The 25,162-nt window shown below is 67.0% G+C and carries 25 protein-coding genes and 1 tRNA gene; 13 read left to right on the forward strand and 13 right to left on the reverse strand.

The genetic code is table 11. From position 1 onward, the window contains the following. The first annotated feature begins 81 nt into the window (after positions 1-81). On the forward strand, positions 82-225 hold the full coding sequence (locus A5624_RS28450; protein WP_170880091.1) for a hypothetical protein: 144 nt from the start codon (positions 82-84) through the stop codon (positions 223-225). 24 nt (positions 226-249) lie between these two features. Here A5624_RS28450 and A5624_RS03775 read toward each other — a convergent pair whose 3' ends face one another. The 6 genes from A5624_RS03775 to A5624_RS03800 all read right to left on the reverse strand — a co-directional run bounded on the left by A5624_RS03775 (position 250) and on the right by A5624_RS03800 (position 4,526). Beyond that, a complete protein-coding gene (locus A5624_RS03775) occupies positions 250-561 on the reverse strand; it encodes a DUF2694 family protein (protein WP_066861738.1) in 312 nt (103 codons plus the stop codon). Then, positions 558-875 carry an ESX-1 secretion-associated protein gene (locus tag A5624_RS03780; protein ID WP_066861971.1) on the reverse strand — a complete coding sequence of 106 codons (318 nt, stop codon included), beginning with the start codon at positions 873-875 and terminating at the stop codon, positions 558-560. Before A5624_RS03780 ends, A5624_RS03775 begins: the two co-directional genes overlap by 4 nt. Before the next feature lie 50 nt (positions 876-925). Further along, positions 926-2,374 carry a DUF4226 domain-containing protein gene (locus A5624_RS03785; protein WP_066861745.1) on the reverse strand — a complete coding sequence of 483 codons (1,449 nt, stop codon included), beginning with the start codon at positions 2,372-2,374 and terminating at the stop codon, positions 926-928. A gap of 135 nt (positions 2,375-2,509) precedes the next feature. Further along, entirely contained in the window at positions 2,510-2,872 is a 363-nt protein-coding gene (locus tag A5624_RS03790) for a DUF4226 domain-containing protein (RefSeq protein ID WP_066861748.1), read from the reverse strand. Positions 2,873-2,920: 48 nt separating this feature from the next. Next, positions 2,921-3,745, reverse strand: a complete 825-nt coding sequence (locus tag A5624_RS03795) for a C40 family peptidase (protein ID WP_066861751.1) — start codon at positions 3,743-3,745, stop codon at positions 2,921-2,923. Continuing rightward, complete coding sequence (locus tag A5624_RS03800) at positions 3,738-4,526, reverse strand: helix-turn-helix domain-containing protein (protein ID WP_066861754.1); 789 nt, start codon at positions 4,524-4,526, stop codon at positions 3,738-3,740. The genes A5624_RS03795 and A5624_RS03800 overlap by 8 nt, the downstream gene beginning before the upstream one ends. Before the next feature lie 143 nt (positions 4,527-4,669). Here A5624_RS03800 and A5624_RS03805 point away from each other — a divergent pair, with 143 nt between their 5' ends. From A5624_RS03805 to A5624_RS03820, 4 genes are all read left to right on the forward strand, one after another. Then, the gene (locus A5624_RS03805) at positions 4,670-5,086 is read left to right on the forward strand and encodes a WhiB family transcriptional regulator (RefSeq protein ID WP_066861759.1); all 417 of its coding nucleotides are present in this window, start codon (positions 4,670-4,672) and stop codon (positions 5,084-5,086) included. Positions 5,087-5,179: 93 nt separating this feature from the next. Further along, positions 5,180-6,562, forward strand: coding sequence for an acyl-CoA dehydrogenase family protein (locus tag A5624_RS03810; protein ID WP_066861762.1), 1,383 nt, complete (start codon positions 5,180-5,182; stop codon positions 6,560-6,562). A 62-nt stretch (positions 6,563-6,624) separates the two neighbouring features. Continuing rightward, positions 6,625-7,620, forward strand: a complete 996-nt coding sequence (locus A5624_RS03815; protein ID WP_066861764.1) for a pirin family protein — start codon at positions 6,625-6,627, stop codon at positions 7,618-7,620. Continuing rightward, on the forward strand, positions 7,607-7,936 hold the full coding sequence (locus A5624_RS03820; protein WP_066861766.1) for a GNAT family N-acetyltransferase: 330 nt from the start codon (positions 7,607-7,609) through the stop codon (positions 7,934-7,936). Before A5624_RS03815 ends, A5624_RS03820 begins: the two co-directional genes overlap by 14 nt. Positions 7,937-8,057: 121 nt before the next feature. On the opposite strand, the gene A5624_RS28870 is transcribed toward A5624_RS03820, so the two are convergent. From A5624_RS28870 to mbtM, 4 genes are all read right to left on the reverse strand, one after another. Further along, entirely contained in the window at positions 8,058-8,537 is a 480-nt protein-coding gene (locus A5624_RS28870; protein ID WP_232002195.1) for a hypothetical protein, read from the reverse strand. A gap of 1 nt (position 8,538) precedes the next feature. After that, positions 8,539-10,458, reverse strand: coding sequence for a glycohydrolase toxin TNT-related protein (locus tag A5624_RS03830; RefSeq protein WP_066861769.1), 1,920 nt, complete (start codon positions 10,456-10,458; stop codon positions 8,539-8,541). Positions 10,459-10,651: 193 nt separating this feature from the next. Beyond that, complete coding sequence (locus tag A5624_RS03835; protein ID WP_066861772.1) at positions 10,652-11,242, reverse strand: GNAT family N-acetyltransferase; 591 nt, start codon at positions 11,240-11,242, stop codon at positions 10,652-10,654. Between the two features lie 37 nt (positions 11,243-11,279). Then, entirely contained in the window at positions 11,280-12,842 is a 1,563-nt protein-coding gene (mbtM, locus tag A5624_RS03840; RefSeq protein ID WP_066861775.1) for a long-chain-fatty acid--ACP ligase MbtM, read from the reverse strand. 389 nt (positions 12,843-13,231) lie between these two features. Here mbtM and A5624_RS03845 point away from each other — a divergent pair, with 389 nt between their 5' ends. Continuing rightward, positions 13,232-13,690, forward strand: a complete 459-nt coding sequence (locus A5624_RS03845; RefSeq protein ID WP_066861977.1) for a DinB family protein — start codon at positions 13,232-13,234, stop codon at positions 13,688-13,690. Positions 13,691-13,805: 115 nt separating this feature from the next. Here the strand turns inward: A5624_RS03845 and A5624_RS03850 are convergent, their stop codons facing one another. Together A5624_RS03850 and A5624_RS03855 are read right to left on the reverse strand one after the other, a co-directional pair. Next, complete coding sequence (locus A5624_RS03850) at positions 13,806-14,243, reverse strand: Imm63 family immunity protein (protein WP_066861778.1); 438 nt, start codon at positions 14,241-14,243, stop codon at positions 13,806-13,808. A gap of 96 nt (positions 14,244-14,339) precedes the next feature. Continuing rightward, positions 14,340-14,422: transfer RNA gene (locus tag A5624_RS03855), tRNA-Leu, on the reverse strand. 252 nt (positions 14,423-14,674) lie between these two features. On the opposite strand from A5624_RS03855, the gene A5624_RS03860 reads away from it, so the two are divergent. From A5624_RS03860 to pknB, 7 genes are all read left to right on the forward strand, one after another. After that, on the forward strand, positions 14,675-16,333 hold the full coding sequence (locus A5624_RS03860; RefSeq protein ID WP_066861781.1) for a DUF3662 and FHA domain-containing protein: 1,659 nt from the start codon (positions 14,675-14,677) through the stop codon (positions 16,331-16,333). A gap of 124 nt (positions 16,334-16,457) precedes the next feature. Beyond that, positions 16,458-16,925, forward strand: a complete 468-nt coding sequence (locus A5624_RS03865; RefSeq protein ID WP_007771646.1) for an FHA domain-containing protein — start codon at positions 16,458-16,460, stop codon at positions 16,923-16,925. After that, positions 16,922-18,427 (forward strand): PP2C family serine/threonine-protein phosphatase, encoded by a 1,506-nt coding sequence (locus A5624_RS03870; protein ID WP_066861784.1) that lies wholly within the window; start codon positions 16,922-16,924, stop codon positions 18,425-18,427. The genes A5624_RS03865 and A5624_RS03870 overlap by 4 nt, the downstream gene beginning before the upstream one ends. Next, complete coding sequence (locus A5624_RS03875; RefSeq protein WP_066861786.1) at positions 18,424-19,833, forward strand: FtsW/RodA/SpoVE family cell cycle protein; 1,410 nt, start codon at positions 18,424-18,426, stop codon at positions 19,831-19,833. Before A5624_RS03870 ends, A5624_RS03875 begins: the two co-directional genes overlap by 4 nt. Continuing rightward, positions 19,830-21,308: a D,D-transpeptidase PbpA gene (gene pbpA / locus A5624_RS03880; RefSeq protein WP_066861789.1), complete on the forward strand. Its 1,479-nt coding sequence runs from the start codon at positions 19,830-19,832 to the stop codon at positions 21,306-21,308. Before A5624_RS03875 ends, pbpA begins: the two co-directional genes overlap by 4 nt. After that, complete coding sequence (locus A5624_RS03885) at positions 21,305-22,588, forward strand: serine/threonine-protein kinase (protein WP_066861792.1); 1,284 nt, start codon at positions 21,305-21,307, stop codon at positions 22,586-22,588. The genes pbpA and A5624_RS03885 overlap by 4 nt, the downstream gene beginning before the upstream one ends. Continuing rightward, positions 22,585-24,465 (forward strand): Stk1 family PASTA domain-containing Ser/Thr kinase, encoded by a 1,881-nt coding sequence (pknB, locus tag A5624_RS03890; RefSeq protein WP_066861795.1) that lies wholly within the window; start codon positions 22,585-22,587, stop codon positions 24,463-24,465. The genes A5624_RS03885 and pknB overlap by 4 nt, the downstream gene beginning before the upstream one ends. On the opposite strand, the gene A5624_RS03895 is transcribed toward pknB, so the two are convergent. Continuing rightward, complete coding sequence (locus A5624_RS03895; RefSeq protein WP_066861798.1) at positions 24,443-25,129, reverse strand: aminodeoxychorismate/anthranilate synthase component II; 687 nt, start codon at positions 25,127-25,129, stop codon at positions 24,443-24,445. The genes pknB and A5624_RS03895 overlap by 23 nt on opposite strands. Between the last annotated feature and the right edge of the window lie 33 nt (positions 25,130-25,162).

Here is a 25,162-nt window from a genome sequence, read left to right on the forward strand (position 1 = left end):
GGCTAAGCGTACCGGGACCCGGCCGACGACTTGTGCGGTCAGTGAATTGTGTGTTCGCAGGGCCCTGGGTAGCGTGAGGACATGGCTGATTCTGCACTGCAGCAGCAACTCGACGAGGTCCGCACCTTGCTGGCTCGCGCACGAGAGTTGTTCGGCCCCAACCCGGTAGAGCCGCCGACCGGTATCGCGCCCGATCCCAGCGTCGCCAAGCCGTGGCTCCGCTAGGCCGGCGGCGCGCATGACGGCCCGCTAGATCGCGCCGTTGCGGCGACGCAGTTTGTGCGCCAGCAACTTTTCGATGGCCGCGTCGAGGTCGCGCGGGGTCGGAACCTCCGCGGAGGGCGTATGCCCGGCGGCGACGATCTCGTCGCGAATTTCCAGCAACGCTTTGAGGCATGAGACGTCGGCGGTCAGCAGAATGCCCTGCGCCAGCGTCTCGGCATCGGTTTCCATCGCCTCTTCGCTCAGCGCGACGCTGTGCATGTAGCCGCCGCGGCAGGAGCGGACGAGGATGTGTCCACTCGGGTGAACGGTGTCGAAAGCGGGATTCGCGTCGGTCATCGACCGCGGTCGACGATGTCGCCGAACTTCCCGGCCGCCTCCTGCTCGTGCTGTTCCCACATCGCCGCCGAATCGGTCAGCTTGTCAGCCAAATCGGCGTGGTCGGCAGCTTGCTGCTCGTAGCACTGGCGTCGAAGTTCCAGCAGCTCACGGCCCGCGTCACGCAGCTCGCTGAAGATCGGCCCGAGCGAATCGAGGCTCTCTTGGATCGCGGGGTGCGACGACGGGACGGTACGCAGGTACTCCGAGGTGTCCTGGTGGTGCGCGGCAGCCTGACGTAGGTGCGCAGGCACTACATGAATCGAATCTGCCATCCGCTGTCTCCTGTTGACGACCGCCGGCACTGCCGACGAGTTCATTTTTGTCAGGTGGTCGACGAGGTCGCCGGCCGGGTAGGTGTCGGTGGGTCAGGCTTGGCCGGCGTCGCTGGTGCCGCGGTCGCCGCCGGCGGATGCTCCCAGCCTAGGAAGCTCGGCCCGCTCACGGTGGCGATGCGTTGAATTTGGCCGTCGAGCAGCGCCTTGCCGGGGCTGAGGGCCAGCGCGTGACGATCGGTGAACATCCCGATATCGCCCGGCGTCACCTGCAGGGAATCGATGGGGCTCGGGACCGCGGTTCCCGGCGGGGGGATGATCATTCCCTGCTGTTGGAAGGCCTCCGCTATCGGGGTGCCGGCGACGGCGGCCTTGATCGCGGCGGCCAACTGCGGGCTCGCAGCGGTGACCGTTTCACCGTCCGGCAGGGTCACCGGTGTGGGGCCGGCCGTCGGCTCATCCGACGAGCCCGGCTGATCGTCGGTCCCGTCGCCGGCCTCGTTCGAGGCGTCCTGCGCGCCCGGATCCTGGTCTTGGGCGTCGGGCAGTTCGTCGTCGGCCGGTTCTTCCAGAGCCGGGTCGGTCCCGTCGGCACCGCGTAAGCCGGAAAGGCCGCCGGCCCCGTCCCAACCGGCCATGGATCCGGGCACCGAGCCCAGCCCCGGCAGGGACCCGCCACCAAAGGTGGGCATGGCCGGTGCGAACGGCTGTTGCGACGCGGGCGGGATCGCGGCGCCGGCGGTTGGATCCAGGCCGGGAACATCGCCGGGCAGCAGACCATCACCGTCGCCGAATAAGGAGTCCAGCAGCGGATCCCACTCGGCGTCGGGATCGTCGGGCGCTCCCGCCGCCGGCGCATCGCCAACGGCCACCGCCGCCCGCGGTTGTTCGCCGGCAGGCTTCGGGTCGCCCTTGGAGGCGTCGTACAGCGACGTCCAGGCGGCCATCAGCGCTGACTTCGACGTGTCGTCCAGGCTGGCGTTCAGGACGACCTCGCGGATATCGCGGAGCTTGCCGATGAGGAACCGCTGGAAGTCGCGCGCTCCCGCCGGTGTGTCCAGGTCTGACCTGGTCCGTACGGCCGCTTCGGTCTCTTGTTGCAGCCTGGTGAGCGCGTCTCTGCCGTCCACCGCCCGCAGGTGCGCGTTCAGGATGGCCGAGACCACCTGCATGTCCAGTTGGGAGCTGGCCGAGTTCTGTTGTGCCAGAGCGGCTTCGGCGTGTGCGATGGCATCTGCCGCCTCGCCCGATTCGCGATCCGGCGTGGTTTCGGCGGGCGGCCTGCCCACGGGCGGCTCGGGGGTTGCTCCCGCGCCGAAGACGCCTGGGTGCTGTTGGCGGATCTTGCGCAAGATCGCCTCAACCTGGTCGGGCCGGGTGGTCGGGGTGATCACGGCGGTCACTTCAGCAGGCGCCAAGCCCGTCTGCCATGCGTTCGGATCGCCGGTGCGGTCTCGCACGTATTTGACCGCGGCGAGCAGGTCGTCATACGCGGACATCAGCCGGGCGGGCGGCGGCGCAGCCCGCCCGAACGCTGCTGCCGGAAAACACGCGACCCCTCCATGTCGGGCGACGGTACTCACGGGCATGGTCGGTGACAATTCAGTGCGCTGGGCGGTGTGGACTAGTTCCGGTTAGCCGCTTTCGGCGGCGTACTGGTCCCGAAGACTCTGCAGCACAGCCTTTTTCGCCTGCCCGAACTCGCGCGCATCGGCCACGACCGACGCGATCTCGCGTTGCTTGGCCAGCAGGAATTTCTGAAACTCACGCGCCCCCATGGGCGTATCGAGGGCGAGGTCCGCCTGGTGCACGGTCGCGTGGTCGATCTGTTCGGCGATGGAGTCCAGCCGCCTGACGCTCTCGCGCGCCGCATCGTGAGCGCTGGAAAGCACCTCGTTCAGCAAACGGTCGGCTTCGGACGCGGCGCCATGCTGACTCGCCAGTGCCGAGCGCCGCGCCTCGACGGCCTCTAACGAAGGTCCGGGTTGTTCCGGCATCGGCTCACCCTTCTCGTCGTGCCCGCGTCATCGGGCGCTCGTGTTCTGTCATATCGGTCGGCGGATCACAACATTGTTGCCCAGTCGGCTGATTCGCACCGAGGCACCCGAATAGGGCGCCTCCACAACGAGGTTGTTCCCGATGGCCAGCTGCACGTGACCGGCGTGCGGAAACACCAGATCCCCGGGCCGCACTTGCGTGCGGGCCACCGGGATACCGTCGTTGATCTGTTGATAGGTGGTGCGATCCAGGTGAATACCGGCCTGGGCGTAGCTCCACTGGACCAGGCCCGAACAATCGAACTGGTCGGGTCCGGTCGCGCCCCACACGTACGGTCGGCCCAGTCGGGACAATGCCGCACGCACCGCCACCGCCGCTCGGTCGGCCGGCACGCCCCGCAGCCCCGAGATGCCCAGCCGCCGCAGCCGATAGCGCAAAGCGAGCAGTTCCGCGTGGCGCCGTCGCGCGCGCAGGCGGGCCGACACGACGTGGGCCCGCTGCGCCCGTACCCGAGTCGCGCGCCGCCGCAGCGCCTCTCGCTGGGCCAACGGCGTCGACGGCGTCGTGGCGGCATCGGCGAGGGCCGCGTCCAGGACCGTCCTGGTCAGCTCGCGCGCCTGCGCCCGGTCGCGGTGCGCGCCGGCGATGATGTCACCGGCCGCGGCGTCGGTGCCGGCTGCCGCCGTGAGGCGTTGCCGGCTGTGGTCGACCGCGAGTTGGTAACCGCCGTGCGCCATCGTGTTGCCCAACCGGGCGGCGCGCTGCAACACGTTGCGGTAATGCCCGGTCGCCGTATCCAGGGATGACGGCTGGGTACGGCCGGCGAACAGTTGATGGGCCCGGCTCAGCGCCTCGACGTCGGTGTCATTCACGATGTCCCCCGTCGTCGTCCTGGCTCGCACCTTCTGGTTGCGACTCGACGGCGTCGGTGAAGGCACGCACGCGGGGGAGGGCGCCCGGCGGGATCGCTCCCCGGTTGCGGATGTCCCACATCTCGTCGACATCAACGCCGACGAGTGCGGCGATGACGGTCTCCGGCAATGACGACTGCGTGCACGCCCGGTCGAAGCGGGCGCCCAGGCTGTTCGGCATCCGCTTCAACAGCGCTGCGCGGGTCGCCTCCAAGGCCCGCAAATGCTCCATCAACCGGCCGGTCGAGTCGGCCCCGGCACCCACCGCCACCCGCCAGGAGCTGGCGGCCAGCATCTCGGCCTTCACGCATTGCGCGATCACAGACAGAATATACGTCTCATATTCGTTTGATGTTGTCGCAGGCAGTCGATCGATGACGGATTTGAGGGCGTCGAGCTGTGCCTCGGCATAGCCTTCCAGCACTTCCGTGTCGCTGTGGCGGTCGACCACGACCGGCCCGCTGCGCCGCGCGGGCACCGGGGCGGGCGGCTGGGCGGCCATCAAACGCGCCAGCTCGGCCTCCGGATCGGCGGCCACCAGGAGCCGCGAATAGGTGCCCGGTGGCAGGCCAAGGCCGTTCTCGATCTTTTGAACTGTGCTTTTGTGCGGCTTGCGGGCGCCGCGCTCCAAAAAGCTCAGTCCCATGATGCTGACCCCGGTCGCGGCGGCGAGATCGGCTAGTGACCAATCGCGCGATTCACGCAACGCGCGGATAGCCGCACCAGCGGATTCACGGGTCACCGCACGCTCCGGCCATGGGCCGGATATTACACAGGGGCGGTCGGGGTTATCGGTTTATACGTTTCTGTCACGTTTCTCTTGCGTCGCGCGGCATCATTTGTATACGCTTCTGTCTACGTTTCACGCTCGACAAGGAGACCGACATGGGACACCCCTGCGCAGCCAACCCGGAACTTTGGTTCGGCTACCCCGACGACGACGGTGGTGACGGCGCCGCGAAGGCGCGCGCGTACGAGCGGTCGGCCACCGAGGCGCGAATCCAGTGCCTGCGCCGCTGCCCGCTGGCGCAGCAGCGTCGGTGCGCCGCACACGCCATCGCGCACCGCGAGGAGTACGGCGTGTGGGCGGGCGTGAAGCTACCGGGCGGCCAGTACCGCAAGCGGGAACAGCTCGCGCACGCCCACGAGGTCCTGCGACGCATCGCCTCCGGCGAGATCAATGCCCGACAGCTGCCCGAGAACGCGGCGCTGCTGGCACGCCACGAACACGAGGCCGTCGCGGTGCCCGCGGTCGTGCTGCACCTGCCGTTGGCGCAAATCAAACCCCGTTCGGCCGCCTGACAATTCGGCGACAGCCGGGGCAGCAGTTTGCTGAGCCGGTCAATGGGGTAGTCGGGGTCGGCAGAACCAGTCTGTCGACCCAGAGGCGCACCCATGACGTTCGACCTGACCCCGACGGCAGCACAGCACGACCTTGCCAGGCGCACACACGAGTTCGCCGAAGAATGCATCCGTCCGGTAGCGCTTGAGTATGACCAGCGCCAGGAGTTCCCGTGGCCGGTGCTCGAGGAGGCGGCTCGGCGCGGCTTTTACAGCCCGCTGTTTTACCGCGATCTGATCGGTGATCCGACCGGCATCTCCCTACCGATGTTCATGGAGGAGCTGTTTTGGGGTTGTGCCGGGATCGGTTTGGCGATTGTCATGCCGGCGCTGGCACTGTCGGCGATCGGGCAAGCCGCGTCTCCCGAGCAGATGCTGGAGTGGGCGCCCGAATGTTTCGGCACCCCAGGCGATCTCAAGCTCGCGGCACTGGCGATCTCGGAGCCCGAGGGCGGCAGCGATGTGCGCAACCTGCGTACCCACGCGCGTCGCGACGGTGACGACTGGATCATCGACGGCCATAAGATGTGGATCGGCAATGGCGGCATCGCCAACGTGCACGTGGTCAACGCCGTGGTCGACGAGGAGCTCGGCCACCGCGGTCAGGCCTTGTTCGTCGTGCCCGGTGGCACACCGGGCCTGAAGCTGGTGCGAAAGCTGGACAAGTTGGGTTGCCGGGCCTCCCATACCGCCGAGTTGCTCTTCGAAGGTGTGCGCGTTCCCGGAGCGAATCTGCTTGGCGGACAAGAGAAGCTGGAGCACAAGCTCGCTAAGGCCAGGGAGGTGGTGGCTGGCGGCAAGCGGTCCGGTTCGGCGACGCTGGGCACCTTCGAGCAGACCCGGCCCATGGTCGCCGCCCAGGCCATCGGCATCGCGCGTGCGGCACTCGAATACGCCACCACGTACGCCACCGAGCGCGAGGCCTTCGGCGGGCCGATCATCGACAACCAGGGCATCGCCTTCCCGCTGGCGGAGCTGGCCACCCAGATCGACGCCGCGCGGCTGCTGACCTGGCGTGCGTCGTGGATGGCGGCCAACAACGTTCCCTTCGAGCGGGGAGAAGGTTCGATGTCGAAGATGGCCGCCAGCGAAGTCGCGGTGAAGGCCACCGAACGTGCCATCCAGACCATGGGCGGCTGGGGCTACATCACCGACCATCCCGTCGAGAAGTGGTATCGGGATGCCAAGCTGTACACCATCTTTGAAGGCACCAGCGAGATCCAGCGGATGGTCATCTCCAACGCGCTGGGCGCCGCCGTCGGGACCCCGCCGCTGCATGTGGTCCTCGAGCCGTCCGGGGGAGCGCTGAACCGGGTCTTCGGGCGCGGCACCCCGTTGCGGTCACGGGCCGCCGATAGCGCGCTGTCGATGAAGGATCGGGTGCCCGAGCCTGTCATGCGGCTCGCCATGAAGGTGCTGCGGCCCCCGCGCAAGTAGGGACGCCGGGTACGGTCGCGGATGACGGCGCTGCGTGCGGGCCCCGCGACGGAGGATGGACGATGAGCAACCTAGAGGTCGCCCCGGCCGAACTCTCCTGTGCCGCTGCACAACACTCGGACGCCCCCACGATGGTGGAAGTGCTGCATCCGCGCGAAGTGCCGTTGGGCGGCCCGAGGGCGATTCGGGTGCAACGCATGCTTCCGCAACGGCAGCGCTCACTCGTCGGCGCGTGGTGTTTCGTCGACCATTACGGGCCGGTGGCCGCGCGGATGGATGTGCCGCCGCACCCGCACACGGGACTACAAACCGTCAGCTGGTTGTTCAGTGGGGAAGTGGAGCACCGCGACAGCGCCGGCGTACACGCGGCTGTTCGGCCCGGCGAGCTGAACCTGATGACCGCCGGGGCCGGCATTTGTCATTCGGAAGTGTCGGTGGATTCCGGCGCCCCCTTGCACGGTGTCCAGCTCTGGGTCGCGCTGCCCGCCTCCGACCGCGACACCGGGCGAGACTTCGCCCATTACACACCGCCGCCCGTGGCATTGCCGGGCGCGCGGGCGCGCGTCTTTCTCGGTGAGCTGGCCGGAAGCCGTTCGCCGGTACCAACATTCACACCGCTATTGGGCGCCCAGATCGAACTCGACCCCGGGACCACGCTGGACGTTGACGTCGACCCGACCTTCGAGCACGGGGTGCTCTGTGACTTAGGGACCGTGCGCGTGGACGGGACGGCCCTGACGATCGCCGACCTGGCGTATCGAAGCCCCGGGCCGGCGCAGCTGCACATGCACAACGCGGGGGAGGGGCCGGCACGAGTGCTGCTGCTCGGCGGCGCGCCGTTCACCGAAGAGCTGGTGATGTGGTGGAACTTCGTCGGGCGAAGCCACCAGGACATCGCCGAGTACCGCAGATTGTGGGAGGACGCCGACGATCGATTCGGCGCCGTCCAGGGCTACCGGGGAAACGTCGCCCGGCTGCCCGCGCCACCGCTGCCGACCGTTCGGCTCCGGCCACGGCCAGTACCGCAAAGAAAGGGAAACACAGATGACAACCGATAAGACCGGCGCCGAAGCAACGGTGCGCCTGGAGGACGGGAAGTACACGATCGCCGTCGACGGTAAGACGGTCGGGCTGGCCGATTTCGCCGACCGTGGCGATCAGCGCGTCTTCTACCACACCGAAATCGACCCGGCGTACGGCGGACGTGGGCTAGCGACCATCCTGGTCGAGGAGGCGCTCAACGAGGCGCGCGACGAGGGTAAGCGCATTGTTCCGGTGTGCTCGATGATCGGCACGGTGCTCAAGAAGCATCCCGAATTCAATGACATCACCGATCCCGTCACTCCGGAGATCTCCCGGTGGGTGCGCTCATAGCGCTACTTGCGTCGGAGTTCGAGTCAGACCTCACGCGCGATTGAACGGTGAGCCACCAACGCGCTCCTCTGCTGAAGGCCGCAGTCGACCGACACGGATAAATTTCGGACGTTGGAATCGTTCAAAGTCCGCCTTGGCTAGCGATTTCCAGCAGGTCGTCGAACGACTTAAGCATTATGTGGCTGAAAATTGTAGCGTCGCCCACCACCAAAATGGCGCATTCACCATCTAAGCACAGCTCGATATTTCCTTTGTCCAACTCTGACACTTCAACGCCGGCGGCATAACCCAACTTATAGAGGTCGGTGCCTAATGGGCCAGACGCCAAGCCAGAGCGCGCGAGAGTTGCCCAGTCCCACACCAAATACTTCTCTACCAGGTCAAAGCTCGAAAATGTTGCAACGTCTTTGCGCTTATGGCCGCGGTCATCGACCATGTCGATTGCCCAGCAATCGTTGCCATCTCGAATATGGACCGAGTAATCATTCGCCTTGAACGCGATTTTGCAGTCATCACAACTGGACGATGTTGAGACGCCAACCAGCCCGGCTTTGGGCGCCCATTCTGACCAAATTTCTGTCAAACGCGAAAAATCTACCATCTCACCGTATCCGCACCACTACGCCAAAACGTTCCAGCTGTTCCACGGTACCATTTGTGCCATCTGGTTTGATGATTCGATATTGCTGACCTCCACCCGGTTGATGGAACCAGGGCGCTGCCTCCGATCCCTCTATATGCCAGCCAGGAGGCAGCGCAGCCGGATCTTTCACTACGTATTGGTAGAAGGGTTGGGCAGCACTTCCCGGGGGCAGTGAAAGTTCAGCAAAGGGCGTCCCCTCGGGAGCCATGTACGCGCCCCCTGGATTGCCAAATCGGCTGAGGGTGGAGCCTGGGGTGAGGTGGGCGTCGGGAACGACGGTACCGGGGACCGCGTACGGCTTGGTCGGCAACGTGTCGTCGGGATATCGCAGGCGGCCGTCAGGGTGGGTGAATTCCGGGCCAGGCTCAACCGGATGATATCCGTCGAACAAGGGGTGGTCGGGGGCAAGTGGTGGCGGCGGCGGGTGATCCGGCGGCAGCGGCGGTGGGCTGTCGGGCAATACAGGTGCGTGAGGCCCAGCTGGCGCATGTTCGACCGGTGCGTCAGCGGCCGGCGGAGCGTGCTCGACCGGAGGCGGCTCAAGAGGATGCGTGCCGGGGACGGGTTCACCTCCGACCCCAGGTGCACCGTGCGGGGGGAGATCCGCCTCGGCCAGGGCGCCACGCAACTCTGGCCCGGTCATGCCACTGGCCGTCAGACTTTCGGACGTCAGGCCCTCAAACGCTTCTCGACCGAATAGCGCCTTCGCGCCTTGTAAAAGCGCCTCCCCGCCGGCCTTCAGCCCCGGCCCCCCGACCGCCAGGGTGATGGCGGTCCATAGCGGTTCGGGGGTGGCTTCCACTTGCCCGGGATCCGGTGTGCGCATGCCGGTCAACTTGCCGCCGTTGAAGCTGTAGTAGGTGCCGGTGGCCTGGTCAAAGAACTCGCCCGATCCGTTCTTGAGCTGGCCGATTACCTGTACGGGCTGTCCCTTGTCGTTGTAGGTGAACATGAAATGCCCGTCGGGGGTGATGCTCACCGACGCGGGATCGATGCCGGTGTAGTCGGGTATCTTGCGCAGGTCGTCGAGAGCCTTCGCAAGATCGTCCTTGAGCTTGGGCAGCTTGGCATTGGCGGCCTCGGCTTCCGGCGACCCTGGGCCGTGGGTGTACGCGTCGGCCGCGGCCTTATTGAGAGCGTCCCGCGCAGCACGTACCTTGGCCAGCTGGTCCGCCACCGCCTGTTTGGTGACTTGGCGGATCTCCGCCAGCGCGGCTTGTTGGGCGGGAGACGGCGGGGCGACACCGTCAGCGTCGGCGCCGTGGAGGGGCGCGCCGTCATACCCTTCGGCGTGAAGGCTATCCAGCGACTTCTTAAGGCCGTCGGAGTAGCCGTTGCGAATTGACTGCAGTGCGGCGAGCGCCGCCTTGGTGTCCCGGACGGCGTCGTCTTCACACGTGTTGATGAACGCATGCACTGCGTCCTTGTCGGCGGCGGTGAGGCTTTTGTCGTTGTTCAACAGGTTGACGGCCTGCACAACCGAGTCCGAGATGCTCTTCAACTGCGCGTCCAGAGCAGCGATCCGCGCCGCGCCGGCCTTCTGTGCGTCGGCCAACGCCGCGGCGATGTTCTCTAGGTCCGCTCCGATCTTGGGTAGCTGCAACGACTGCGCTCCAAGAGATTTCACCACCCGCTGGACTTCTTCGGAGTCGTTGATCGGATGACCGCCGTCCTGGTGGTTCCAGGCGGCTTCGAAGCGGCTGCGGGCTTGCTGGAAGGCGTTGTCAGACTCCGCGGTGCATCGGCCCGCGCGATGAAAGGCAGCGGCTAGATTCGAGATGTGCAACGGGCTGCCCGCCTGGAGGCTTGCATTAATCGCCCAGGGGTCGCCGCCAGCTTCGGCGACAAGCGCCTTCTCATCTATATAGGGAAGTCCCATGACACCGTCGATGACTCGCTTGCTTTAGGCAGCTCATCGCGGACAGAATTTCCACCCCGTACTGAGCTGTGAATAAGCGTACTAATGCGGACACCGAGGTCAATTCACTACGCGCCGCCGGGGCGCGATACCAGGGAATGTGCCGATAAGCGTTCCGTCCGTACGTTCTTTTCGTGACGGTGGAAGCCGAGATCTAATGAGCCGTTGTCCGCTCCAGCGCGTACAGCGCCATGCGCCGGTTCGGCATGTCGTGTTCACCGAGGAATTCGCAACCCAGAAACTCGCAGAGCCGACGCACCGTCGTGTTGCGATGGTCCGGGTCGAACATAATCCGTTGGCACGCAGGGTCATTGACGATGATGCTGGCGATCACCTTGCGAAGTATCAGAGGGCCCAGGCCGCGGTTCACCATCTCCTCGTCCGCGATCGCCCCGTGCAGCCCCAGATCATGTGGCTGGCTGGGGTAACACCGGGCGATGGAGTCCTTGGCGGCCCGGTAGATCTCCAGGTATGCGCGATCCACACCCTTGATGCTGAGGATGAGCGGCCGCGAGTATGCGCCCTCGACCTGGGCGCGCAGATGGGTACGCCAACGGGCCACCGGCCAGTTGTACTCCCAGGTGGTGGCCAGATGCGGCCGGTTCATCCACTCCGCCACCATTTCCGCGTCCGGACCGTCGGGGTCGGCAACGCGAATCGTGTTGGGCCACGCCAATTCCGGTATCGGCGGGGGAGGAGCCTTGCGGACCGCCTCGCTGATGTCCGTGAGCTCTCGCGGGAGCACAGCCCCCGAGAGGCCGGTCGTCATGAAACCGCCGGCCTCAGGTGGCAAGCTGCCGGCCCACCTCGAGTCGCCGGAGCTTGCCCGAGGAGGTACGCGGCAGCGAGCCGGGAGGCATCAAAACGACGTCGGCCGGGGTCACACCGCACACCGAGATGACCCGCTTGATAACGGCGCTGCGGGTCACATCATGGTCTGAACCCAGGAACTCCGCAGCGATGAGCAACCGGGACTGGGCGGCCCCGGACTCGGACCCGACCGCCACCACTGCGCCTTGCCGCACGCCCTCGACTTGTCCGGCGACCTGTTCGATTTCGGTGGGAAAGATATTGCGGCCGGCGATGGTGATGACCTCCTTGGAACGACCGCAGATCGTCAGCTCGCCGTCCACCAGGTAGCCGATGTCTCCCGTGCGAAACCACTGCGTGTCGAGACCCGCAGGGGAGCCGGCGTCGCCGAAATAGCCGTCCATCATGGAGGTTCCACGGATCTCGACTTCTCCGATCCGATCGTCCGGCGTGTTCTCGGCTGGGCGTATCCGTAGCTCCATGCCAGGGATCGGCCGGCCCAGCAGGGCATACTTCTGGCGGGTCCCGGACTCGGTGCGCTCGTCGATGCGCAACCCCGTTGCGGGTTCGGGCATCGTGACGGCGCAGGTCGACTCGGCCATCCCGTAGGCCGGGGTGGCCGCGGATGCGCGGAAACCGAAGGGCGCCATGGCCGTTGCGAACTGATCGAATCCCGCGCAGTCGACGGGTTCTCCGCCGTTGATCGCAATCCGAAGCGGTCCCAGGTCGACGTCCGACACCCGGCCCGAGAAGCGGCCGAGCGTGGCATACCCGAAGTTCGGTCCGGCGGTGAACGTCGCCGCGCTGGCCGAAAGCCATTCCGCCCAGCGCAGCGGTGCGGCGGAGAACGCGCCCGTCGGCGCCTGCCATAACGGCATCCCCCTCAGCGCGCAGCTGAGCAGGAAGGCCAAGCCCATGTCGTGATAGATCGGCAGCCACGAACAGCCGCGATCCGACGAGCCGTCGAGCTGGAGCCGGTCGGCGATGCCGCGCATGTTGTTCAACACGGCGGCAGGCGATAAGACGGCCGTGCGCGGATCGCCGGTCGAGCCGGCCGTCCCCTGCAGGATCGCGTGATTCGATTCCGCCTGTCCGTGAGGGCTGTTCGATGTTTGGGCGCGGGCGGCCTCGCGGAGGTCGCAGACGGTCAAGGCGGACTCGGCATCGCCGAGAAGGCGCAACGTGGACCCGTGGCTGAGGACCATGCTGACCCCGACTCCGCTGAATCGTGCCAACGTGCTGTGCGCCCAATCGGAAGGATCGGCCCCGCGCCGTGGGCGCGGGAGGATCGATACCGCCGCGCCCGCCAGCCACGCGCCCTGAATGGCGGCGACCAGCTCGACGGTCGGCTCGCCGACCAGCCCCACGGCCCCGACGTGATCCTGCTGCAGCAGCCGCGTAGCAATGCGTTCGGCCATCCCGTGGACTTCGGGCCACGGGTACGCCGTCCATTGGTCGGCCTCTTTGTCCAGGACCACCAAGTCGTGCGGTGACCGGGTCATCGCCTCACGCATCGCGGCGGCAAGGACGTTCATGCGCGGGGTCCCGCGCCGGTCAAATCGTTTGTGACCGTGACGGATTCGCGATTCAGGGGGCGGTCATCATGGCGGATACTGACCAACTGATCTTCGAGGGTGCGGGGCACAGGGGGATTGGAGAAGGTCATATGCGGGGACCATACCGCGCTGATTTAGGTAAGGCTACCCTCACCACAAAGTGTGGGTTGTGTCACCGTCGTCGCCGGCGCCCGCCAGAATGAGCTGCGACCCCGTCGCGACGCTTCCTATTACTCACGGCGACAACGCTTTTACGCCCGGTCGCGTAGCTCCTGCCGGGGTGGCTATTTTGCCCGAATGCCCCGGAGCCGGTCTGAAATGATGGTCTTGTGGCAGACCCCTGCGCCCACTGTGGATTCACCTACGACCTGCGGTGCGCCGTAACCGCCGCCGACGACACGCGCGGCCGCGCGGCCGAAGTTGTTGCGCTTCTGTGTAATAACGGCGTCGACGTGCGGCGGCGTCCGCGGCCGGACGTATGGTCTCCGCTGGAGTACGCGTGTCATCTGCGAGATGTGCTGCTCGTGCAGCGCGAACGGGTGCTTGCAGCCCGGCGCGTCAACGGCGCCGACTGCGCGCCCATGGGTCGCGAGGAGCGCGCGGAGCACGAGGGGTACAACGAGCAGGACCCCACCGCGGTCGCCCGCCAACTCACCGACGCCGCAGCACTATTCGGCAATGTGCTGACGCGGCTCTCCGCCGCGGACTGGGATCGCACGGTCGTCTATCACTATCCCGAGACCAGTGAGCGGTCGTTGCGCTGGGTCGCCGTGCACACCGTGCACGAACTGCAGCACCACCTCCTCGACATCCGGCGCCAATTCTGAGCCCCGGCGGGCAGGAAACCCGCTGGGCCGCCGAATCGCCCGGTTCTACGGTGCAGTAAGGACGCGTTGCGGCGGTACTGGGCCGAGGCGGACCGGTCACGATCTAGCGGCTTTATCAACCGTTTCGTTCGGGGATGTCGGGCAACAGCTCGACATCTGCATAGAGTCCCCAACCCCGGAGTTCTGCCGCGGTTTCACGCACGCAGCGCTTGGCCCAGCGTGGGTTGAGTCGGTTCAGCAGCTCAAACTGCTTTGCCCACAGCAATCTGCGGGAGTCCTGCTGAGGGGCGCTGTGCCGGGCGGCGAAGAATCCGCCGACATCGAAGGCGGCATCTTTGGCGAACCAATAGAGCGCCTCGTCGATGTCACCGACACGGTCGAATTTTTGCCTACCGCGCTCCCAGTAGTCGTAGTGATACCGGCCGTCGTCATCGACGTAGATGTTGCGGTCGTCGTTCTTCAACACGATGCCGACCTCGATTGCTGGAGCGTTCAGCATCGCTGCGAGGCGATTGACCTCGGCCTGCAATCGGGCAATCCTGCCATCGCCCATGGCGCCCGACTTTACGTCGCGCCAGCACATCCACCCCCACGCACGAAAAAAGTCACGACCTCTTGCGAGGCCGTGACTTTTCGTCGAACCGCTCTGTGGGCGAAGGGGGACTTGAACCCCCACGTCCCGAAGGACACTGGCACCTGAAGCCAGCGCGTCTGCCATTCCGCCACTCGCCCGGAAAAACAACCGATGGACCATATCACTCTAATGGCCCGATCCCCGAACCGCCGCAGTGGGCCCGCACAACGTCCCGCGCGCGCACCCGCCCGCCGGGAATGCGCTGAGCTGGGCCGATGCAGTTCTCACGATTTCGAAAGTGCCGCGGCGGCACGCTGTCCCGATACCATGCGGGAGTGATCCAGCACCGGGGTGATTCGTTTGCCGTCCACCGGCAATACCTCATGGCAAGTGCACGCGAACGGTAGGACATGAGTAGCCAACGGGGGCTGGTTGCGCGGATCGAGCGCAAACTCGAGGCGACGGTAGACAATGCCTTCGCCCGGGTATTCGGTGGATCGATCGTTCCGCAAGAGGTCGAAGCCCTGTTATGCCGCGAAGCGCGCGATGGGGTGCAGAAGCTACACGGAAATCGCCTTTTGGCCCCCAACGAATACATCATTACCCTCGGTATGCACGACTTCGAGAAGGTGAGCGCCGATCCGGATCTCACGTCGAGCGCTTTCGCGAGGTACTTGGCTGACTACATCCACGAACAGGGGTGGCAAACGTATGGTGAGGTGGTCGTCCGGTTCGAGCAGTCGACGAACCTGCGCACCGGCCAGTACCGCGCCCGTGGTGCTGTCAACCCTGATGTTCAGCCCCGCCCGACGGTCGACGACCCCGTCCGGCCACAATCAAATAACGCGTTCGGCGAAGAACGAGGAGTAGCAGCAATGACTGACAATTCTGGCTACCGCGGGGCTCAGGGGCCGGGGCGGCCCGGCGACGAGTACTACGACGACCGCTACGGGCGTCCCCAGGACGAGGCGCGCGGTGGCCCGGACCAGCAGGGCGCACCCGACCAGCGGGGTGGATACCCGCCCGAGCAGGGGGGCGGCTATCCACCCCAGCAGGGCTACCCGCCGCCCCGGCATCCCGAGCAGGGCGGCTACCCGGACCAGGGCGGCTACCCCGATCAGGGGCATGGTGGCTACCCGCCTCAGCAGGGTTACCCAGACCAGCGCGGCTACCCCGACCACCAGGGTCAGGGCGGCTATCCCCCTCAGCAGGGTTACCCAGACCAGCGCGGCTACGCCGAACAGGGACAGGGCGGTTACCCGCAGTCCTATGAGCAGCGTCCGCCCGCCCCCGGCGGCTACGGCGGCCAAGGCTACGACCAGGGGTATCGGCAGGGCGGCGGCTACGGCCCGCCCGGCGGTCCGCAGGGCGGCGGTCAGCAGGGCTACGGCGGATACGGCGATTACGGTCGGGGTCCGGCCCGCCAGGACGAGGGCGGCTACGCCCCGCCGGAGCAGCGCCCGGCCTACCCCGAGCAGGGCGGTGGCTACGACCAGGGCTACCAGCAGGGCGGCGGATACGGCCGCCAGGACTACGGCTCGAGCGAGTACACCCAGTACTCCGAACCCGTGCAGGGCGGCACGTACGGCGGTCAGGGCGGCGGCTACCCCGAGGCGGCCAGCCCCGAGTACGAGTACGGCCAACAGGCGGAGTACGGCCAGCCGGCGGAATACGGCCAGCAGGCCGACTATGGGCAGCAGGCCGACTACGGCCAGCCCGCCGACTACGGCCAAGCCGCGGGCGGTTACGGCGGCTACGGCCAGGGCGGCTACGGCGCCGGCGGGACCACGATCACCCTGCAGCTCGACGACGGCAGCGGTCGCACCTATCAGCTTCGCGAGGGCTCCAACATCGTGGGCCGCGGCCAGGACGCTCAGTTCCGGTTGCCCGACACCGGCGTGTCACGCCGTCACCTCGAGATCCGCTGGGACGGACAGGTCGCGCTGCTCTCGGATCTGAATTCGACCAACGGCACCACGGTGAACAACGCACCGATCCAGGAGTGGCAGCTCGCCGACGGCGACGTGATCCGCTTGGGCCATTCGGAGATCATCGTCCGGATCCACTAAGCCACTGGGCTTAACGCTGCCGTGCTTCGCCCCGTGTCGACCGCCGTCCAAGTATCGTGACGTAGCCGATGTGCTCGGAGTCACGGGCACCAGGGATGCGACGTTAGGACGGAAAGGACGCCAGATGCAGGGACTGGTACTGCAGCTGACGCGCGCCGGATTTTTGATGCTGCTGTGGGTATTCATCTGGTCCGTGCTGCGGATCCTTCGGACAGACATCTACGCGCCCACCGGTGCTGTCATGGTGCGACGGGGATTGGCTTTGCGCAGCACGCTGCTACCTTCTCGTCAGCGCCGGCATGCGGCCCGTTATCTGGTGGTCACCGAAGGGGCGCTGGCAGGCGGACGCATCACACTGAGCGGACAGCCGGTACTGATCGGACGGGCCGACGACTCCACGCTGGTGCTCACCGACGACTACGCCTCGACGCGGCACGCCCGGCTGTCTCAGCGCGGCTCGGAGTGGTACGTCGAGGATCTAGGATCGACCAACGGTACTTACCTTGACAGGGCGAAGGTGACGACTGCGGTACGAGTTCCAATCGGAACGCCGATTCGGATCGGCAAAACGGCGATCGAGTTGCGCCCGTGACACTGGTTCTGCGATACGCCGCGCGCAGTGATCGCGGCCTGGTCCGCGCCAACAACGAAGACTCGGTCTATGCCGGCGCGCGACTGCTCGCGCTGGCCGACGGCATGGGTGGTCACGCCGCCGGGGAGGTGGCGTCCCAGCTGGTCATCGCCGCGCTGGCCCACCTCGACGACGACGAGCCGGGCGGCGACCTGCTGGCCAAGCTCGACCATGCGGTCCGCTCCGGCAACGCGGCCATCGCCGCGCAGGTCGAAGCCGAACCAGAGCTGGAGGGGATGGGCACCACCCTCACCGCCATCCTGTTCGCCGGCGACCGCATCGGGTTGGTGCACATCGGCGACTCGCGTGGCTACCTGCTGCGCGACGGTGAGCTCACCCAGATCACCAAGGACGACACGTTCGTCCAGACCTTGGTCGACGAAGGCCGGATCACCCGGGAAGAGGCCCACAGCCACCCGCAGCGGTCGTTGATCATGCGGGCGCTGACCGGTCACGAGGTGGAGCCGACGTTGACCATGCGCGAGGCGCGCGCCGGCGACCGTTATCTGTTGTGCTCCGACGGGTTATCGGATCCAGTCAGCGACGAGACCATCCTCGAGGCGCTGCAGATCCCCGACGTCGCCGAGGCCGCCTACCGCCTCATCGAGTTGGCGTTGCGCGGCGGCGGCCCGGACAACGTGACGGTGGTGGTCGCCGACGTGGTCGACTACGACTACGGGCAGACCCAGCCGATCCTCGCCGGGGCGGTGTCGGGCGACGAGGATCAGATGACCCTGCCCAACACCTCCGCCGGACGCGCCTCGGCGATCCGGCCGCGCGACGAGTCTGCCAAACGCGTTGCGCCGCAACCGGAAACACCGAATCGGCCGCGTTGGTCGCGCCGGAAGATGTTCCTGGCGGTCGGGCTGGCGGTGCTGTTGGTATTCGCCGGCCTCACCGTTGGATGGTGGGTCATCCAGCGCAACTACTACGTCGCGGAATACAGCGGCAAAATCTCCATCGTCCGCGGGATCCAGGGCACCCTGTTGGGCGTCCCGTTGCAGCAGCCCTACCTGGTGGGCTGCCTCAACACCCGCAACGAGCTGTCCCTGGTCAGCTACGGCCAATCCGGCCACTCCAACTGCCAGCTGATGACGCTGCAAGACCTGCGCCGCCCGGGACAGGTGCAGGTGCAAACCGGGCTGCCGGGCGGCAGCCTGGACCAGGCCGAATCGCAACTGCGGCAACTGCTGGCGGAATATCTGCTGCCGATCTGTCCGCCCCCGCGCGCCACGTCGCCGCCCGGATCGCCGGCCCCCCGCAGCGGAACACCAGAATCCGGCACCACCGCATCACCAGCACCGCCGACCTCCAGCTCTTCGAGCGCCAGCCCCCCACCGAGCACGAGCGCCAACGGCCCCGCGAACTCTGCGCCGGCAGGTCCGACGACCACGTCGCAGACAGTCACCGCGCTTCCCGGGCCGCCACTTCAACCAGGCATCGATTGCCGGACGGTGGCATGACGACACAGCTTCAGCCGCCGGTCGCGGTCACCCCCCCGTTGCCCACCCGGCGCAACGCCGAGTTGCTGCTGCTGGGCTTCGCCGCACTGATCACCGTCGCCGCGCTGCTGATAGTCGAAGCCAACCAAGAGCGCGACCTGCACTGGACCGCCATCAGCTACGGGCTGGTGTTCCTTGTCGTCTTCGGGTCCGCACACATGGCCATCCGGCGCTTCGCGCCCTACACCGACCCGCTGCTGTTGCCAATTGTGGCGTTACTCAACGGTCTTGGCCTAGTGATGATTCACCGCCTCGATCTGGTCACCAATCAGCTCAGCGGCCGGCACCACCCCAGCGCGACCCAGCAGATGCTGTGGACCCTGATCGGCGTGGTGACCTTCTCCCTGGTGGTCACGTTCTTGAAGGACCATCGGCAACTGGCGCGCTACGGCTACATCTGCGGACTGGTCGGCCTGATCTTTTTGGTGATCCCCGCCCTGTTGCCGGCATCGCTGTCCGAACAGAACGGCGCCAAGATCTGGATTCGCTTGCCCGGCTTCTCAATTCAGCCCGCCGAGTTCTCCAAGATTCTGCTGCTCATCTTCTTCTCCGCAGTGCTGATCGCCAAGCGCGGCCTGTTCACCAGCGTCGGTAAGCATTTCATGGGTTTGACGCTGCCCCGCCCCCGCGACCTCGCGCCCCTGCTGGCGGCGTGGGTGATCTCCGTCGGCGTGATGGCCTTCGAAAAGGACCTCGGCACTTCGCTATTGCTGTACACGTCGTTTCTGGTGGTGGTGTACCTGGCCACCCAGCGCTTCAGTTGGGTGGGCATCGGCCTGGTCCTGTTCGTCGCGGGAAGCGTTGTCGCGTATTACATTTTCGCCCACGTTCGGGTGCGGGTGCAGATGTGGTGGGACCCGTTCTCCGACCCCGACGGCAGCGGCTACCAGATCGTCCAGTCGCTGTTCAGTTTTGCCACCGGCGGCATCTTCGGCACCGGCCTCGGTAACGGCCAGCCGGACACCGTGCCCGCCGCCTCGACCGACTTCATCATCGCCGCGTTCGGCGAAGAGCTCGGGCTGGTGGGCCTGGCCAGCATTCTGATGCTCTACACCATCGTCATCGTGCGCGGGCTGCGCACGGCCATCGCCACCCGCGACAGCTTCGGCAAGCTGTTGGCCGCAGGTCTGGCGTCGACGCTGGCGCTTCAGCTGTTCATCGTCGTCGGCGGCGTAACCCAGCTCATTCCGCTGACCGGGTTGACCACGCCGTGGATGTCCTACGGCGGCTCGTCCTTACTGGCGAACTACGTGCTGCTGGCAATCCTGGTGCGCATCTCGCACAGCGCCCGTCGTCCCTTGCGCACCCGCGCACGCAACCAGCCGTCGATCGCGGCGGCCGGCACCGAGGTGATCGAGAAAGTATGAACGCCTCCCTGCGCCGGATCTCGGTGACCGTGATGGCGTTGATCGTGTTGCTTCTGATCAACGCCACGATGACGCAGGTCTTCGCCGCCGATTCGCTGCGTGCCGACCCGCGCAACCAGCGGGTCCTACTCGACGAGTATTCACGCCAGCGCGGCCAGATCGTGGCCGGCGGCCAGCTGTTGGCCTACTCGGCCGCCACCGACAACCGCTACCGCTTCCTGCGCGTCTACCCCAACCCCGCGGTGTACGCGCCGGTCACCGGCTTCTACTCGCTGCGCTATTCCAGCACCGGTCTGGAACGCGCCGAGGATCCGCTGCTGAACGGCTCCGACGAGCGGCTGTTCGGGCGCAGGCTGGCCGATTTCTTCACCGGGCGCGATCCACGCGGCGCAAACGTCGACACCACGATCAAGCCGCGGGTCCAGCAGACCGCCTGGGACGCGATGCAACAGGGCTGCGGCGGTCCGCCCTGCAAGGGCGCCGTGGTCGCCCTCGAGCCGTCGACCGGCCGGATCTTGGCGATGGTGTCGTCGCCGTCGTACGACCCCAACCTGCTGTCGTCGCACGATCCCGAGGTGCAGGCGCAGGCCTGGCAGAAGTTGCGGGACGACCCGGACAATCCGCTGGCCAACCGGGCCATCTCGGAGACCTACCCGCCCGGGTCCACCTTCAAAGTGATCACCACCGCGGCCGCGCTGCAGGCCGGTGCCTCCGACACCGAGCAGCTGACCGCCGCCCGTTCGATTCCGCTACCCAACAGCACCGCCACTTTGGAGAACTACGGTGGGGAGTCGTGCGGAAACGAGCCGACGGTGTCGCTGCAGCAGGCGTTCGCCCTGTCCTGCAACACCGCCTTTGTCCAGCTCGGGCTCCTCACCGGATCCGACGCGCTGCGCAACATGGCGCACTCGTTCGGGCTGGACAGCACGCCCAGCGTCATCCCACTGCAGGTCGCGGAGTCGACCATCGGGATCATTCCGGACGCCGCGGCGCTGGGCATGACGAGCATCGGGCAGAAGGATGTCGCTATGACACCCCTGCAAAACGCCGAGATCGCCGCGACCATCGCGAACGATGGGGTGACGATGCAGCCCTACCTGATCGACAGCCTCAAGGGGCCCGACCTGACCACCATCAGCACCACAGCACCCTATGAGCAGCGGCGCGCCGTGTCGCCGCAGGTCGCCGCTAAGCTAACAGAGCTGATGGTCGGCGCCGAGAAGGTCGCACAGCAGAAAGGGGCCATTCCCGGCGTGCAGATCGCATCGAAGACTGGTACCGCAGAGCATGGCAGCGATCCGCGGCACACCCCGCCGCACGCGTGGTACATCGCGTTCGCGCCCGCGCAGACCCCGAAGGTCGCCGTTGCGGTGTTGGTGGAGAATGGCGCCGACCGCCTGTCCGCGACGGGGGGTGCACTCGCCGCGCCGATCGGACGGGCTGTGATCCAGGCTGCGCTACAGGGAGGACCATGAGCCCGCGAGTTGGTGTGACGCTGTCTGGCAGATACCGCCTTCAGCGCCTGATCGCCACCGGCGGCATGGGTCAGGTGTGGGAGGCGGTGGACAGCCGGTTGGGCCGGCGCGTCGCGGTCAAGGTCCTCAAGCAGGAGTTCTCCCAGGACCCGGAGTTCATCGAGCGGTTCCGCGCCGAAGCGCGCACCACCGCCATGCTCAACCACCCCGGCATCGCCGCCGTCCACGACTACGGCGAGAGCCAGCTCGACGGGGAGGGCCGGACCGCCTACCTGGTGATGGAGCTGGTCAACGGTGAGCCGCTGAACTCGGTGCTCAAGCGCACCGGCCGACTGTCGCTGCGGCACGCGCTGGACATGCTCGAGCAGACCGGTCGGGCCCTGCAGGTCGCGCACGCGGCCGGCCTGGTGCACCGCGACGTCAAACCCGGAAACATCCTGATCACCCCCACCGGCCAGGTGAAGATCACCGACTTCGGTATCGCCAAGGCCGTCGACGCCGCACCGGTGACCCAGACCGGGATGGTGATGGGGACCGCCCAGTACATCGCGCCCGAACAGGCCCTGGGTCACGACGCCACCCCGTCCAGCGACGTGTACTCGCTGGGAGTCGTTGGCTACGAGGTTGTTTCGGGCAAGCGGCCGTTCACCGGCGACGGCGCCCTGACCGTGGCGATGAAGCACATCAAGGAACCGCCGCCGCCACTGCCCGCGGAGCTGCCGCCCAACGTGCGCGAACTGATCGAGATCACGCTGGTGAAGAACCCCGCGATGCGCTATCGCAGCGGGGGGCCGTTCGCCGACGCCGTGGCCGCGGTGCGCGCCGGCCGTCGGCCGCCGCGGCCCAGCCAGTCACCGCCTCCGGGCCGCGCATCGCCGGCGGCCATTCCGTCCAGCCCCACCACCCGCGCCGCCGCGGTGTCGCCGGGCCGCAGTGCCGCACCCCGCCGGTCGCGGCCGACCACGGGCGGCCATCGCCCGCCGCCGGCCAGGCGGACCTTCTCGTCGGGCCAGCGGGCCCTGCTGTGGGCCGCCGGGGTGCTCGGCGCGCTCGCGATCATCATCGCGGTGCTCATCGTCATCAACTCGCGGGCGGACCAGCAGCAACAGCCGCCGACCGTGACCGATACCGGAACCCCACCCGCGTCCGCGCCGCCGGCGAGCAAGACGCCGAGCGGTTCGGGGGCACAGCCCGGCATGCGGCTCAATTGGCCGGATAACGGGACAATAGGGACTTCCGGCTTCCACCACGCGCCGGCCCGACACGGAACACCGCAATGACCACGCCGCAGCACCTGTCCGACCGCTATGAACTGGGCGAAATCCTCGGCTTCGGGGGTATGTCCGAGGTTCACCTGGCCCGCGACGTCCGCTTGCATCGCGATGTCGCGGTCAAGGTGCTGCGCGCGGATCTGGCCCGCGACCCCAGCTTCTACCTTCGCTTCCGGCGCGAGGCGCAAAACGCCGCCGCGTTGAATCACCCGTCGATCGTCGCCGTCTACGACACCGGCGAGGCCGAGACGCCCACCGGGCCGCTGCCCTACATCGTGATGGAGTACGTCGACGGCGTCACCCTGCGCGACATCGTGCACACCGATGGGCCGCTGCCGCCGCGGCGGGCCATCGAGATCATCGCCGACGCGTGCCAGGCGCTGAACTTCAGCCACCAGAACGGCATCATCCACCGCGACGTCAAGCCGGCCAACATCATGATCAGCACCACCAACGCGGTCAAGGTGATGGACTTCGGCATCGCCCGCGCGATCGCCGACAGCGGCAACAGCGTCACCCAGACCGCCGCGGTGATCGGAACCGCGCAGTACCTGTCCCCCGAACAGGCCCGCGGCGATACGGTCGACGCGCGTTCCGACGTGTACTCCCTGGGTTGCGTGCTCTACGAAATCCTCACGGGTGAACCGCCTTTCACCGGCGACTCACCCGTTGCCGTTGCGTACCAACATGTTCGGGAAGACCCGGTCCCCCCCTCGCAGCGGCACGACGGCATCTCCGCCGACCTCGACGCCGTGGTGCTCAAGGCGCTGGCCAAGAATCCCGACAACCGCTATCAGACGGCGGCGGAGATGCGGGCCGATCTGATCCGGGTGCACAACGGCGAGAGGCCCGAAGCTCCCAAGGTGCTCACCGACGCCGACCGCAGCTCGCTGCTGTCCTCGGGGCCCGCCGGCGGCGGCCCGACGCGCACCGACCCGCTGCCGCGTCAGGTTCTCGCCGACGCGGGCGAGGACCGCAGCGTCGGTTCGGTCGGCCGCTGGATTGTCGCGGTGGCCGCGTTGGCCGTCCTGACGATCGTTGTCGTCATTGCTTTCAACACCTTTGGGGGCAGCGCCCGGGACGTGCAGGTGCCCGACGTGCGTGGGCAGGTGTCCGCCGATGCCATCGCGGCGCTGCAGAACCGGGGGTTCAAGACCCGCACATTGCAGAAGCCGGATTCGACGATCCCGCCCGATCACGTCATCGGTACCGACCCGGGCGCCAACGCGTCGGTCAATGCGGGCGACGAGATCACCATCAATGTCTCCACCGGCCCCGAACAGCGCGAGGTGCCCGACGTGTCCTCGCTGAGCTACGCCGACGCGGTCGCCAAGCTGAAGGCCGCGGGCTTCAGCAAGTTCAAGCAGGCCAACTCGCCGTCGACCCCGGAATTGCTGGGCAAGGTGATCGGGACCAACCCGCCGGCCAACCAGACGTCGGCGATCACCAATGTCGTCACCCTCATCGTCGGCTCCGGGCCCGAGACAAAGCAGGTCCCCGACATCGCCGGCCAGACCGTGGACATCGCGCAGAAGAACCTGACCGTCTACGGCTTCAGCAAGGTCACCCAGGTGCAGGTGGACAGTACTCGCCCGGCCGGCGAGGTGATCGGCACCAATCCGCCCAAGGGCCAGATGATTCCGGTGGACTCGGTGATCGAGCTGCAGGTGTCCAAGGGCAACCAGTTCGTCATGCCCGACCTGTCCGGCATGTTCTGGACGGACGCCGAACCGCGGCTACGGGCGCTGGGCTGGACGGGCATCCTGGACAAGGGCGCCGACGTCGACGCCGGCAGCTCCCAATCGCATCGGGTGGTGTATCAGAACCCGCCGGCGGGCGCCGGGGTCAACCGCGACGGCATCATCACGCTGAAGTTCGGTCAGTAGCCGTCGGATCGGCCGGGAAATACGGCCGCACCGCGGCGTGCACGTCATTCTCGAGCCGGCGCACCAACGTGTCGTCGCGCTCCCACCCGCAATCGGCGAGCCAGTTCGCCAGCATGCGGTGGCCGCCCTCGGTGAGGATCGACTCCGGGTGGAACTGGACGCCGTGGATCGGTAGATCGGTGTGCCGCACGCCCATGATCACGCCGCTCGGGGTGTGGGCCGTAACCTGCAGCACCGGCGGCAGCGACTCGGGCAGGATGGTCAGCGAGTGGTAGCGGGTTGCGGTGAACGGATCCGGAAGACCTTGCAGCACACCGGCATTGGTGTGATGGACGCTGCTGGTCTTACCGTGCAGCAGTTCGGGGGCGCGGTCGACGGTGGCGCCGAATGCGACGCCGATGGCCTGGTGCCCCAGGCAGACCCCGAGCAGCGGCGTCCGCTCGGCGGCACAGGCACGAACCATCGGAATCGAGGCGCCCGCGCGTTCCGGGGTGCCCGGCCCCGGACTGAGCAGCACCCCGTCGAACTGCCGGGCGACGGCGGCCTGATCGGCGAGCCGGGTGTCGTCGTTGCGCCAGACTTCGGCGTCCACACCCAGCTGACCGAGGTACTGCACCAGGTTGAACACGAAGCTGTCGTAGTTGTCGACAACCAAGATCCGCATCGTGTCAGGTTACCGTCCGCGGCCGCCGGTGTA

Source organism: Mycobacterium sp. 1482292.6 (assembly GCF_001672995.1).
GTDB classification, from domain to species: Bacteria; Actinomycetota; Actinomycetes; order Mycobacteriales; family Mycobacteriaceae; genus Mycobacterium; species Mycobacterium europaeum_A.

Coding starts and splice junctions, on each gene's coding strand:
- A5624_RS03830 (WP_066861769.1), bottom strand. CDS start 10,458: ATGGGACTTCCCTATATAGATGAGAAGGCGCTTGTCGCCGAAGCTGGC.
- A5624_RS03875 (WP_066861786.1), top strand. CDS start 18,424: ATGACGACACAGCTTCAGCCGCCGGTCGCGGTCACCCCCCCGTTGCCC.
- A5624_RS03850 (WP_066861778.1), bottom strand. CDS start 14,243: ATGGGCGATGGCAGGATTGCCCGATTGCAGGCCGAGGTCAATCGCCTC.
- A5624_RS03775 (WP_066861738.1), bottom strand. CDS start 561: ATGACCGACGCGAATCCCGCTTTCGACACCGTTCACCCGAGTGGACAC.
- A5624_RS03815 (WP_066861764.1), top strand. CDS start 6,625: ATGAGCAACCTAGAGGTCGCCCCGGCCGAACTCTCCTGTGCCGCTGCA.
- A5624_RS03785 (WP_066861745.1), bottom strand. CDS start 2,374: ATGTCCGCGTATGACGACCTGCTCGCCGCGGTCAAATACGTGCGAGAC.
- mbtM (WP_066861775.1), bottom strand. CDS start 12,842: ATGAACGTCCTTGCCGCCGCGATGCGTGAGGCGATGACCCGGTCACCG.
- A5624_RS03820 (WP_066861766.1), top strand. CDS start 7,607: ATGACAACCGATAAGACCGGCGCCGAAGCAACGGTGCGCCTGGAGGAC.
- A5624_RS03860 (WP_066861781.1), top strand. CDS start 14,675: ATGAGTAGCCAACGGGGGCTGGTTGCGCGGATCGAGCGCAAACTCGAG.
- A5624_RS28450 (WP_170880091.1), top strand. CDS start 82: ATGGCTGATTCTGCACTGCAGCAGCAACTCGACGAGGTCCGCACCTTG.
- A5624_RS03865 (WP_007771646.1), top strand. CDS start 16,458: ATGCAGGGACTGGTACTGCAGCTGACGCGCGCCGGATTTTTGATGCTG.
- A5624_RS03790 (WP_066861748.1), bottom strand. CDS start 2,872: ATGCCGGAACAACCCGGACCTTCGTTAGAGGCCGTCGAGGCGCGGCGC.
- A5624_RS03780 (WP_066861971.1), bottom strand. CDS start 875: ATGGCAGATTCGATTCATGTAGTGCCTGCGCACCTACGTCAGGCTGCC.
- pbpA (WP_066861789.1), top strand. CDS start 19,830: ATGAACGCCTCCCTGCGCCGGATCTCGGTGACCGTGATGGCGTTGATC.
- pknB (WP_066861795.1), top strand. CDS start 22,585: ATGACCACGCCGCAGCACCTGTCCGACCGCTATGAACTGGGCGAAATC.
- A5624_RS03805 (WP_066861759.1), top strand. CDS start 4,670: ATGGGACACCCCTGCGCAGCCAACCCGGAACTTTGGTTCGGCTACCCC.
- A5624_RS03810 (WP_066861762.1), top strand. CDS start 5,180: ATGACGTTCGACCTGACCCCGACGGCAGCACAGCACGACCTTGCCAGG.
- A5624_RS03885 (WP_066861792.1), top strand. CDS start 21,305: ATGAGCCCGCGAGTTGGTGTGACGCTGTCTGGCAGATACCGCCTTCAG.
- A5624_RS28870 (WP_232002195.1), bottom strand. CDS start 8,537: ATGGTAGATTTTTCGCGTTTGACAGAAATTTGGTCAGAATGGGCGCCC.
- A5624_RS03895 (WP_066861798.1), bottom strand. CDS start 25,129: ATGCGGATCTTGGTTGTCGACAACTACGACAGCTTCGTGTTCAACCTG.